General features: G+C 39.5%; 13 protein-coding genes, 1 rRNA gene and 1 riboswitch. Of the genes, 7 read left to right on the plus strand and 7 right to left on the minus strand.

All coding sequences use genetic code 11. The features are described 5' to 3' along the window. A 16S ribosomal RNA gene (locus J7E77_RS23400) occupies window positions 1-126 on the minus strand; the annotation flags it as partial. 412 nt (window positions 127-538) lie between these two features. Here J7E77_RS23400 and J7E77_RS23405 point away from each other — a divergent pair. Beyond that, window positions 539-1156 (plus strand): LysE family translocator, encoded by a 618-nt coding sequence (locus J7E77_RS23405; protein WP_214717238.1) that lies wholly within the window; start codon window positions 539-541, stop codon window positions 1154-1156. A gap of 53 nt (window positions 1157-1209) precedes the next feature. Here J7E77_RS23405 and J7E77_RS23410 read toward each other — a convergent pair whose 3' ends face one another. Both J7E77_RS23410 and J7E77_RS23415 read right to left on the minus strand, forming a co-directional pair. Next, window positions 1210-1935, minus strand: coding sequence for a YheC/YheD family protein (locus tag J7E77_RS23410; RefSeq protein WP_214717239.1), 726 nt, complete (start codon window positions 1933-1935; stop codon window positions 1210-1212). Window positions 1936-2007: 72 nt separating this feature from the next. Next, window positions 2008-3741 carry a glycosyltransferase gene (locus J7E77_RS23415; protein WP_214717240.1) on the minus strand — a complete coding sequence of 578 codons (1734 nt, stop codon included), beginning with the start codon at window positions 3739-3741 and terminating at the stop codon, window positions 2008-2010. 196 nt (window positions 3742-3937) lie between these two features. Between J7E77_RS23415 and J7E77_RS23420 the strand changes: the two genes are divergently transcribed. Further along, window positions 3938-4189: a hypothetical protein gene (locus J7E77_RS23420; protein WP_214717241.1), complete on the plus strand. Its 252-nt coding sequence runs from the start codon at window positions 3938-3940 to the stop codon at window positions 4187-4189. Between the two features lie 43 nt (window positions 4190-4232). Here J7E77_RS23420 and J7E77_RS23425 read toward each other — a convergent pair whose 3' ends face one another. Further along, window positions 4233-4958, minus strand: coding sequence for a glycosyltransferase family 2 protein (locus J7E77_RS23425; protein ID WP_214717242.1), 726 nt, complete (start codon window positions 4956-4958; stop codon window positions 4233-4235). Between the two features lie 165 nt (window positions 4959-5123). Between J7E77_RS23425 and J7E77_RS23430 the strand changes: the two genes are divergently transcribed. The 4 genes from J7E77_RS23430 to J7E77_RS23445 are packed head-to-tail and all read left to right on the plus strand — an operon-like array spanning window position 5124 to window position 9223. Then, the gene (locus tag J7E77_RS23430) at window positions 5124-6425 is read left to right on the plus strand and encodes a nucleotide sugar dehydrogenase (protein ID WP_214717243.1); all 1302 of its coding nucleotides are present in this window, start codon (window positions 5124-5126) and stop codon (window positions 6423-6425) included. Beyond that, window positions 6422-7399 (plus strand): NAD-dependent epimerase/dehydratase family protein, encoded by a 978-nt coding sequence (locus J7E77_RS23435; protein WP_214717244.1) that lies wholly within the window; start codon window positions 6422-6424, stop codon window positions 7397-7399. The genes J7E77_RS23430 and J7E77_RS23435 overlap by 4 nt, the downstream gene beginning before the upstream one ends. Beyond that, complete coding sequence (locus tag J7E77_RS23440; RefSeq protein WP_214717245.1) at window positions 7396-8349, plus strand: NAD-dependent epimerase/dehydratase family protein; 954 nt, start codon at window positions 7396-7398, stop codon at window positions 8347-8349. The genes J7E77_RS23435 and J7E77_RS23440 overlap by 4 nt, the downstream gene beginning before the upstream one ends. After that, on the plus strand, window positions 8336-9223 hold the full coding sequence (locus J7E77_RS23445) for a glycosyltransferase family 2 protein (protein WP_214717246.1): 888 nt from the start codon (window positions 8336-8338) through the stop codon (window positions 9221-9223). The genes J7E77_RS23440 and J7E77_RS23445 overlap by 14 nt, the downstream gene beginning before the upstream one ends. A gap of 268 nt (window positions 9224-9491) precedes the next feature. Here the strand turns inward: J7E77_RS23445 and J7E77_RS23450 are convergent, their stop codons facing one another. The 3 genes from J7E77_RS23450 to J7E77_RS23460 form a co-directional block, all read right to left on the minus strand. Continuing rightward, window positions 9492-9632 (minus strand): hypothetical protein, encoded by a 141-nt coding sequence (locus tag J7E77_RS23450; RefSeq protein WP_179195957.1) that lies wholly within the window; start codon window positions 9630-9632, stop codon window positions 9492-9494. 274 nt (window positions 9633-9906) lie between these two features. Beyond that, on the minus strand, window positions 9907-10338 hold the full coding sequence (locus J7E77_RS23455; RefSeq protein WP_214717247.1) for an SRPBCC family protein: 432 nt from the start codon (window positions 10336-10338) through the stop codon (window positions 9907-9909). A gap of 141 nt (window positions 10339-10479) precedes the next feature. Further along, complete coding sequence (locus J7E77_RS23460) at window positions 10480-10644, minus strand: hypothetical protein (protein ID WP_214717248.1); 165 nt, start codon at window positions 10642-10644, stop codon at window positions 10480-10482. Window positions 10645-10693: 49 nt separating this feature from the next. Then, a riboswitch (cyclic di-GMP riboswitch) is annotated at window positions 10694-10778 on the minus strand. Between the two features lie 261 nt (window positions 10779-11039). Between J7E77_RS23460 and J7E77_RS23465 the strand changes: the two genes are divergently transcribed. Further along, window positions 11040-11786: a M15 family metallopeptidase gene (locus J7E77_RS23465; protein ID WP_214717249.1), complete on the plus strand. Its 747-nt coding sequence runs from the start codon at window positions 11040-11042 to the stop codon at window positions 11784-11786. Window positions 11787-11807: the final 21 nt, after the last annotated feature.

Below are 11807 nucleotides of genomic sequence, written 5' to 3' on the forward strand. Positions count from 1 at the left end.
TGCCCACGTGTTACTCACCCGTCCGCCGCTAACCAACAGGAGCAAGCTCCTATTGATTCGCTCGACTTGCATGTATTAGGCACGCCGCCAGCGTTCGTCCTGAGCCAGGATCAAACTCTCCAAGAAAGTTGATTAGCTCATTTTGTTACGTTGGCTTAGTTTCGTAAATGAAACTAAAAATTTTGTTTGTTTGCACGATTTTGTTTGTTTAGTTTTCAAAGAACAATTCATTAGTACAACTTTTACATCATACCATTTTCTCGTATGCGTTGTCAACAACTATTTTACTATTTTTTAAGAAAAGATTCGAAGACAACTTTAATATCTTATCATTACCCAATCACGTTGTCAATAAGTTTTATAAATTATTCATCATCTCGCTGACAACTTTTATATCTTAACACCTACAACAAAATAAAACAACTAAAACTTTTCCCCACTTAAAGTTATTCATCTTTCCGGTCTTAAGCGTTGGTTAATTTTTTTAATATTATGATAAAATTAGTTATACATTTTTTATAGAAAGGGGCGCGGAAAATTGCTTTCATTTATTATAGTAGTTATTGTATTGTTTCTCATTCCAGGTCCAGCTGTCTTACTTACCATTTCTCAAACCGCTCAAGGCGGGAGGAAAACTGGCATCATCACCGGAATCGGGATTGCAGTCGGTGATTTAATCCATACGATTGCGGCCGTGCTCGGACTTTCAGCCATTCTAATGACCTCGGCTCTCGCCTTTGAAATTGTGAAATATCTTGGTGCCGCTTATTTAATCTTTTTAGGGATTAAGTCACTACTTGAAAAAGCAAAAAAACAAGAACAGCCGGCTCCGAAAAAGAACAACACAGCCACATCGTTTCGCCAGGCCTTGTTAATAGAATTGCTTAATCCCAAAACGGCTCTTTTTTTCTTAGCCTTCTTACCACAGTTCGTTCATAACAACGGGACCCCTGTTGTCATTCAACTACTGATTCTTGGACTCACGTTTGTGTTAATGAGCATATTGTACACCACCCTGCTTGCCTTCCTAACAAGCACCATTGGTGAAAGACTTTTCGCAAATAAGAACAGCCGACTTGCGCGCTGGCAAGGGAAGGTTGTTGGTTCTATCTATATTGGCTTAGGTCTTCAGTTGGTTTTTCAGAATCAAAAATAATGAAAAGTTATGTATTTAGATAGGAAAAGTGTATTTATTAGATATCGCTTTTCCTATTTGCGGAAATCCCTGATATTACGAAGCATTTGTTTATCGAGGAATTTTTTGAAGATGCCGATGCTTGGTTTGAGGTTGGCTTCGATGATATAGAGTTGCCCCTTGCCGGTAATTCCGATGTCTAAGCCGATCATTCGTGAGTTTTGATAATAGGTTCCTAATTTCGCCGCCGTCCCTATTGATAAGTAGTCGATTTCTGTATTGATTGCCTCAAGGTTGATATTCTCTATGTCCGAACGCTCCAATGCTTGATTTAGCGTAAGGATTTCTTTCGCGATATTGGTAATGAAGTAACCCTCATCCGCCACTTTAACTGCCTTTCCTGTAACATGCCATTCCTCTGCTCCCTGTTTGCGCTGGACCATGACACGGACATCAAATGGACATTTACCTACGCAAGCTAACGGAATCTTTTCTTGAACAATATAGAGTTTTCTCGTATACTTCTCTCTCGCTAAGAACTCTTCTAGTTTGCTCCGATTAACCACCCTTTTCCGGCTATGATAATGAATCTCATAGTTTCCCTCTTCAAGCATAGAAACTTGAACCACACCATACCCTTGCGAGCCCTCGCTTGGTTTCATTACAACCGTTCCGAATTTTCCTAACTGCGCCCAAAAACTATCGACAGAAAAAACCATAGTTTCAGGTAAGTACTGGACTAGGTTTTCTTCTTCCTTCATCATTTGATATTTTGTCCATTTGCCGTAAGAAAATGTCACAGTCTTTCCCCCTTTCATACTTCTGTTGAAAAAGGTTGACCCTAATCATAAGGATCAACCTCCTTCTATCATCTACATTTCCATCAGCCTATCAAGACCTACGTATCTCTCTAGAAAATCATATTCATCAAAAAGATATCCTCTGGCTAGATTCTCCATTCCATTTCCTATATCAAATGCTACCTTTCCAAGCTTCTCTTTAATGAAACCTGCTAATATGATCGCGTTGGTTCCTGCCGCCAATAAAGCTAGATCAAAATCATAAGCAGCGATTTCCCCCTTCGCTCTTGGTATATCTTCAAATTGATTAACTTTTACTGTTCCTACTACTTCAAAATTTAGCTTTTCTTTTAAATTTGCATTAAGTGTATCCTTCACTTCATCTGCATACCCGCAAACAATTAATATTTTTCTTCCTTTTAACATTTTCTCGAACTTTTCCTTTTGCGATATCATAATTACTCTTCGAATGTAAGCTTCAAAACAATATTTCCTCCAGATATCGTACGTATCAAAGACTTGTTCTGTAAATTCACCCACATCATTTTCCCAAAAAATCGTATTATAGCCAACAATATCACAAACCTTTACGGCATCTATAGCCAGGTCTCTTGCCTCTGTGTTTGGGAAAAGGATTCCTCGGTGGTCATGACCCCGTTTAACTTTATCACGAGCGACTTTGGCTTCTGGATGATTCATGAATTCCTGTTCAGATAAAATATGATATTGTGCCATGACATACGTTTCAGTTGCTCCGACGGATATAACCGCATAAGGAATTTTATTTTTTAACGCAAATAAAACTTTATCCATTACTTCACCGCTTGTAAGCATTTGAGTTCTCAAACTAATCTTGTTTTTCTTATTTTTCCAGTCAATTTCCTGCAAATATTTATTAATATAAGAAATAAACTGCTTAGCCCTCTTGCTAGTAGTATGTTTTTCCCTTACCATTCGATAGCCGCGTTCTGTAATGGCCATTCTTTCATCCTCGTGCTCTAAATAATACTGGGCCTTTTCAAGGAAATTATCCTCATTAATTTCAACAAATGTTTCACCATCGATAAAACCTAAATCCTCCAGTTCTTTCGAGCCACTTGCAAGCAATAGTGTTTTACAGGCAGGGACCTCAAAATATTTGGCTATCGGAAACTTAAATTGGGAATAATCCGTAAAAAACATTTTTGCCTTGTTAATTTCCATGGCAAAGTATTTTCCAACTAACTTCTTGGACTCTTCTTCCTTTTCGAAATTTTGATATCCCGGGTGCTGATGATGAACAAAGCCCGGGTATCCCTTCATCTCCTTTGCAATCTTATTCCTTAGCGGATACACATCTTCATTTACATCTCCCATAAGTAAAAAGTCTATTTCTTTGTCCAATTGATAATCTTTAAACTCCCCTATATTTACATGATTCGGAAGCCAGCGAAATTTATAGTGTAATTCAGGAAAATAAGTGTTAAATGCATCTCTATAAAAGGAAAATATTAAATCGATATCGTTTTCATAGACAAATCTTCGAACCTTCTCGTGGTCTCTATAAATATCCCAAAACAAAATACCTTTAGGGATATTGACATATTTTAGTCCGTGCAAAGGCTTATTCCATATCACGTCATCAAAAAAGATAAAATCAGGAGTGAAGTTCAGTTTATTGATTACATCTTTTATATTTGTTTCTTCTTCTATACAAAGTACCTCAACATCATGCCGCTTCATTACTTCCTGTTTAAAGAACTCCCCATAGCGGATGGCCTTTTTACTCGTATCGTTCGTTGAATACAGTATTTTCAATTTACGCATTTCACCACTCCATTTACATCTGCTTGTCATATACCATCCTATTCCCGTTTTTTATAAGGTGTTAAGGTATTTGTTCATTTTTTTAAGAATCAGGTAAACAAGTTTTAAAATAATGGAAAAGCACAGGTACTAGCCCTATCCAAACTAGTCCCACGGAATATATTAGTTTGAGGATTTTTTGAAAGGGAGTGAAATAATGGGGTGTCGTGAAGATAGGGACAACTGCTTTGATGATTGTTTGTGCCGCATTCTAAGGAGATTTCGCGGTCAAACTGTGACGATTAATACAAAGGCTGGAGATGTCATTACGGGAGTACTGCAACGTGTTACTAGACGTTGCTGCGTCAGAATCATTGTGCCAGGTTCGGTCTCTCCACCGCTTGGAAGTACATTAACAGTGATCCGGTGCGAAGACATTGAAAGCTTCTCAGTCGTGCTGCCAGGTTAATATATAAATGATTGGAAGGCAGGAAATCCTGCCTTCTTTTTTATCAAGTATTGAGAAATGTCTCAATCGAAGCCGTGCGGGTGACCAATTTGCTACGTCCTCTTAACATCCGGTCCGTTGCATCGGAGGTATGATGATGCGGTAGTCCAGAGCGTACATATACATAATGGTCTTTTGATAAAGAATACATTTTGACGTGGTTCTCAAAGCATCGTCGCTGAAATCCACTGTCCTCTCCTTGATTCACGTGTGGGAATGTTACTTTTTCCAAAAGATCTTTTTTAAAAATCAGTGTCGCTCCACTCAAAAAATGGGAGGTCTTATAAAGATTTTGACCATTATTAATGATCCAGCTATTTTCATGATCTGGATTATATAAACGCAGCTCTTGTTTCTTCTTAAAATAAATATAGAAGCTGCTTTTCCCAACTAGCTCTGCCTTCGTTTGCATGAGCGCTTCAAACGCTTCTGACAGATAGCTGTTCCCGTAATAGTCATCATCGTCCATTTTCCCAATATATTCAAAATCAGCCCGCTCAGCTCCCTTATTTAAACACTCCCCTAAACTCATCTCGTCTGGAAATTGCAATAACTGACTGTTTAATTTAGCCCCGTCCAATTCCCGCTTAATTTGCTTGAAATTCATTTTAGCCGAATTAAGAACTAAAATAAGTTCCTTCTCGTGTAAGGTTTGTTTTTGAAAATTAGCAATGATGTTGCTGACAAACTTCTCTCGATTGGTACAAGCAATGATGGATATCAAAACCATTCCCTCCTCCTCCCTAAGCCACAAGCTCTCACCTAGGACTTACTTTTTTAAAAAAAGAGAGTCTATTTTTTTATATCTGTATATTCGCCTATACCGTCCTAATACTCGTCCGCATAGGATAAGTGAATGAACTTAAAAAATGATTATGAGTGAGGGACGGAAAACATGTCAGAAATAACGATACCGGCTAATTCCTCTTTTAAAAAAATCGGGGTAATTGGACTAGGATATGTTGGTTTACCGCTTGCCCTTTTATTTGCCAAGAAGGGATTCGATGTCATTGGAATTGATGTCGACCTGCGAAGAGTGAATAGTTTAAAACAGCATACTTCATATATACCGGATATTAGTAATGAAGAAATCAAGCAGGCAACCACGTCAGGGAAATTTACTGCCGATGCGAACTACCAATCTGCCAATAGGGTTGATGTGATTATTATTTGTGTACCCACACCTTTAACGTCCTCCCATACCCCCGACCTAAGCTATTTGACTGAAGTGGGAAATTCACTTGTTCCACAATTAAAGCAAGGACAATTGGTAATCCTCGAAAGCTCCACCTACCCAGGGACAACAAGAAATGAACTGCTGCCCATCCTAGAAAAAAGCGGATTAAAAACAGGAGTAGACTTTTTCCTTGCTTATTCACCGGAACGAATTGACCCTGGAAACAAGCACTTTACGGTCGAAGCGGTTCCAAAGGTCATCAGCGGCATCTCGTCACGTTGTAAAGAGCAAATCTATCAATTGTATAGTCAAATTTACCAACAGGTGGTGGAGGTTTCTTCGCCCGAAGCAGCTGAACTAACGAAGCTGCTTGAAAATACGTTTCGTTTTATCAATATTTCCTTTATCAATGAAATGGCCATTCTTTGTGATAAATTGCACCTAGATGTTTGGGAAGTGATTGATGCTGCCAATACAAAGCCATATGGGTTTACAGCCTTTTATCCTGGACCAGGGATTGGGGGACATTGCATCCCCGTTGATCCGCTCTATTTACAGTGGTTTGCACAGCAAAACGGGACAAATAGCCAATTTATTGAACTATCCCATCAATTAAATCAAAATATCATCGACTATATTGTTGACCAAATTATGAGGCTCTTTCCTGAAAAAAATGCAGACATCCTCATTTACGGCGCCGCCTATAAAAAAGATATTAATGATGCCAGGGAATCTTCGATCTTCCCTATCATTGAAAGGTTGGCGGGCGAGAGGTTCCGCGTCGATTACCATGACCCGTATATCCCTGAAATCACAGTGAACGGCATGAAAATGCAGAGTGTCGAATTAACAGAGGAACAATTAAGCAAAGCAGACTGTGTGCTGTTATTGACGGATCACTCAGATGTTCCCCTTCAAAAAATAGCCGACCATGCTAAGCTTGTTTATGATACAAGAAATATGACGGAAGGATTGTCTGGTAACGCCAAGTTCATTCGAATGGGAGGAGGTTTTCAATGAAGATATTAGTCACAGGCGGGGCAGGGTTTGTAGGTTCGCATATTGTTAAACGGCTGATTGAGTTGAACCATACGGTAATTACCTTGGATGATTTATCAACAGGGAAACAAGCTTTTTTATACGAAGTGATCCATCATCCGAATCATACCTTTGTGAATGGTTCCGTGCTTAATCGACCATTGCTTGAAAGCCTAATCAACCAATGCGATATGGTATTTCATCTAGCTGCGGTGCTGGGCGTTAAAAATACAGTCGAAAATCCATTAATGGTCATCGAAGGAAACATAGATGGAACCCGGAACGTCCTCGAACTCGCCTTCCCAAGAAAGATCAAGGTGATTTTTTCATCCACCTCCGAGGTCTATGGCAAAAATGATCAACTGCCTTTCGCTGAACATTCAAGCAGGGTATTGGGTCCTACCACCACCCATCGCTGGTGCTATGCGACAGCCAAAGCCCTCGATGAACATCTCTGCTTTGCCTATGGTATGCAGGGACTCCCGGTAACAGTCGTCCGTTATTTCAATGCTTACGGTCCACGCGCGACAGCAACTCAATATGGAGGAGTCATCCCTAAGTTTATTACCGCCGCCTTGAAAGGCGAACCGATCACCGTCTATGGAGACGGCAGCCAAACCAGGTGTTTTACCTATATTGATGATATGGTGTCAGGCACCTTGAGTTGCATCGATCATCAATTTAATAATGAAGTATTCAATATTGGCAAGGATCAAGTTCTATCCATAAACGACTTAGCTGAGAAAATCAAAACACTCACCCATTCGTCTTCGCCGATTGTCCATATTCCCTATGAAAGTGCCTATGGTGAAGGCTATGAAGACACACCTAATCGAATTCCAGATCTGACAAAGTCTAACCAGCTGTTGAATTTCTATCCTTCGATTGATATTGATGAAGGCTTAAGGAAAACCATTGCTTGGTACCAAGCAGAATTGGAGAAGGGTCAAGCATGAGAGTCTTAGTAACGGGCGGAGCAGGATTTATTGGCTCCCATATTGTTGATTTGCTGATCGCTGAGGGGCATGAAGTGATTGTGGTTGATAATTTAAGTACGGGGAATAAAGAGTTTGTTAATAATAGGGCAACCTTTTATGTCGCAAATATATGCTCACCGCAATTAGAGGGGATTTTTTCAAAAGAAAAACCAGAGTATGTGATTCACCAAGCTGCTCAGGTGGATGTTGCCAAATCGATTCAGGATCCAGTTTTTGATGCGCAAACGAATATACTTGGTACGATTCGTTTGTTGGAATGCTGTCGGAAATTTAATGTCCGAAAAATAGTCTATGCTTCTTCCTGTGCAGCCTATGGCGAAACGGACGACCGCAGTATTAATGAGACTTCGCTGACGGAACCCATCTCCTATTATGGAATCTCCAAGCATACGCCGGAAAAATACATTCAACTCTATTCACAATTTTATTCGCTTCCCTATACCATCCTCCGTTATGCCAATGTATACGGTCCTCGTCAGACGCCAAAAGGAGAAGGCGGTGTCGTGGCTATTTTTCTACAGAAGGCACTAGCGGGCGAACAATTGATGATTTACGGGGACGGGGAACAAACACGAGATTTTGTTTTTGTGAAAGATGTTGCTGCAGCTAATCTCCTTGCGCTTGGCAAAGGAGACAATGAAATCATCAACATCGGACTGAATCAAAAAACGAGCATTAATCAACTGTTTGGAGTCATTTCCTCGCTGGGTGAAATTCCTTTGGGTGTCCCCATTTATCTTCCTGCTCGTAATGGTGACATCCTTTACAGTCAGTTGAATAATGCAAAAGCACTGCAACTGTTGGGGTGGAAGCCTCGCTATGATTTGCTTAGCGGCCTAAAGGAGACAAGGCTGTTTTATGAAAAAGAAGCGTCCAGTAAAGCAGGGGATCCAGATGAACAAAAGTGAAGTGACCGTCCTGATCCCCTTTTATAATCCAGGGGCCTATATTAGGGAAGCATTGGCTAGCGTATTTGCTCAAACCTATCAAGACTGGCAGCTTATTTTAATTGATGATGCATCTACTGATCATACAGCGGAAATGATTGTAGATTACCTTAAGGATCCTCGGGTTAAAATGGTGAGTCATTTGGTCAATCAAGGCCAGTCGAAAAGCCTAAATACCGGTCTTAAACTAGTCGAAACACCGTTTGTCATCCAACTCGATGCCGATGACTGGTTTTTCCCTTATACATTAGAAGTTTTAATGAAGGAGACATTGACGGTGCCTGACACCACAGCCGTTATAAGCGGCAATATTAATCTTGTTTTTGAAGATACGATCGTTGATGCTCATTTAATAAGGAGTTTCAATAAACAGATTTTGAAAAGGCAAGAAAAGAGGCAGCGTCACCGTGGCGTTCCGGGGAAAACGAAAGTAAAAAAAGGGCGTTCCTTTCAGGACCGTTATGATTTTCTGCTTGCCAACCGTTCCGTCTGGCCGCGGTTTTACCGAACGTCTGCCTTAAAGAGCATAGGCGGATGGCCGGTTGATGACCCCTATGAAGGCCGTTATGCGGAAGACATAAGAGTTCTTTTTCGTCTCATTGAAGAATATCACTTCCATTGGGTAGATGAGCTGTTGTTAAACCATCGTCGTCATAGCAAAAATCAAACCAATCAGATGGAATTATACAGAAAGATCACCGAGTGGACAGTACGCGATGCCTTACTGCGGTGGGGCGATGAATATGAACCTATCTTTAACACGGTGGAAGATGGCTGGATTGCAGTATCTGAACTAAAACGCAAAAAGACTAACCGATTGAGGAGAGGATATTAACAAGGTTATCAACATTAATTACCTCTATATCCACACCATATAAGAAGATATCAACAGATTCCAACCATTTATACACAGATTATGTGAATAACTTTTTCTTTTTCATAAAGGAATTACAAATCAGGGGATTTATCCACATATTCCACAGTATTATCCACAAAACCAACAGATTTGCCCACAATCCACTTATATATATCCACATTTTATATGAATTTTATCCACATTTCTCATTACAAAAGGCCTAGACTAATCTCTAGGCCTTTTGTATTTAACTGTTCGAGTTTTCATCTGGATTTGCACTGTCATAACGATCGACAATTTCTTTTAGCTCACCCGTATCCCCTTTTGCATTAATGATCTCAAAAATTTGATTTAATCCTTCACTAGTTTTTTCTTCTTCATTTTTCAAAAAAATACCTCCTTTTTATCCTATATATTAGCCATTTATTTTCAAAATTATTTAACATTGGCAACGTGCTAATACAACATTGCTCAGTAATTCACAAATTATTCACTAATCCACTTATTTCCTGTGATTTCAATCACTCGACTGTTTTGCACACGATCTAAAATAAAAGTGTAAATAATATTACATTACAGGAGATAAATGGAGGAGATTCCAAAACACAAAACAGAGCTTAGAGGAAGTCCCAAGCTCTTTAACTTTCTTATCGATTGCAATGTTATTTAACGATTGCTGCCCTTAAATTATGAATCCCAAACTCCAAATACCCCTTTAAACAGGTCAACATATATACCCAGCCTTCTTTATTATCAATCAACTGAGCGACTAACTCATCATCATCTTCGCTAAAACCTTCTTCGATCACTTCAATAATGGTACTTGATTGATCCAATTCTTCCAGAGAAATTGTTACACAATTCCCTTCTCCATCTGTCCCCCACCGGAACACGATTTTCTTATTTACCTCGACTTCGATGACTTCAATATCGACTTGTGCATCGTATTCTTCATATCTTAATGTGACTGTTTGGCCCTGCTCCCATCTCGAACTTGATGAGAACCAGAAATTCTTGATTTTCGAAGGGTCTACGAAGGCCTCAAATACTTCATTAGCTGGTTTTATTATTTTAAATTTTGTCAGATTGTACATTTCGAAATCATCCCTCTTTTACTATGGTTAATATATGTAATGGTTGTCCTATTGTTTTATTTTATACCTTTTAGACTATAAAAACATAAAAGCCTGTACCAACTACACAGATACAGGCATTTTTTTAAAATATGATTTCGCTTAGATTTTTAAACCAAACTCGACAACTTTACTATTATGATAGCTTGCTCTAATCATAAACTTGGCCTTTAATTCTTCATCCAGGCAATCTTGCTGTAACAGCGCGTTGTGTCTGTGCTGGATTAAATGATAATAATATTTTCCCTTTAAGAACATTTTCAACACAAAAAATCCTCCTCAATAGTCATTTACATAAATCGACGGAGTTATCGTGTTCGGTAACTGGCAAGCATCGTCGTTAAACCTTAGCCCCTTTAGTTTTGCGTCACCATTTTTCAATGGCTTTGCCGTTTCGTACGATTTATGTGTTATTAAAAATATATGCAACTGAATTATAAAATAAAAGTGTCTTTGTACCTACACTCACTTAATAGTTAACTTCCTTCTGTCGTTATACCTGGGATGGCTGCCAATTGATTCTACCAAACCTATCGATGAAACATCCTTAGATTCACAGCCGTTTTGAAATCATATTGGACAGAATTTAAAATGACGTTTTAAAGTCTCTAATCCTGTCCATGATGTTTACTGAAGTGAATTTTAAAAAAAGGAAGTTAACTATGTTAAAAATACGTTTCGTCTTTTTGACTCTTATGGTGTTTGCAATCTCATTGACCGGCTGCACAGGAAAATTTCATTTTATGCAAGACAATGGAAAATTGGACAACAATTCCTCAACTGATGCAGGAGGTCAGCAACAGGATGCTAACGTCCAAGTTAGTTCCTCCCCTAAGGTGATCCCTGTTCTTGTTAATAAGGATAATAAACTGCCCGATAATTATCAGCCCAGTGATTTAATTTACCCTGACATCCCATTTACATTCGCACAGAAAGCAGAAAAGCGGCAAATGAGGGCTGAGGCAGGTGCCGCGATCGAAAAATTATTCGCCGGCGCAAAAAAACAGGGTGTGCATCTGTTAGGTGTTTCTGCCTACAGGTCCTATGCTTCTCAAACAGCATTATTTAATTACTATGTTGATCAAGATGGATACGAAGCGGCTAGAACTTATAGTGCGGTTCCAGGAACGAGCGAGCATGAAACTGGCCTGGCTATTGATGTGACCGGCGGAGATGGAACATGTGCGGCCGAAGACTGCTTTGAAGGAACAAAGGAGGCAAGCTGGCTCCAAGATCACGCAGCGGAGTACGGCTTCATCATCCGCTATCCGAAAGGTAAAGACTCGATCACCGGCTACCAATACGAACCCTGGCACCTTCGCTATGTCGGCAAGGCAATCGCCAAAGAAATCATGAGTCGCGGCATCACCCTCGAAGAATACTATAATGCCACAGTTGTGAATAATTAATTGAATGTGGTGCTTTTAATG

The sequence above is a fragment of the Bacillus sp. ISL-77 genome (assembly GCF_018613105.1).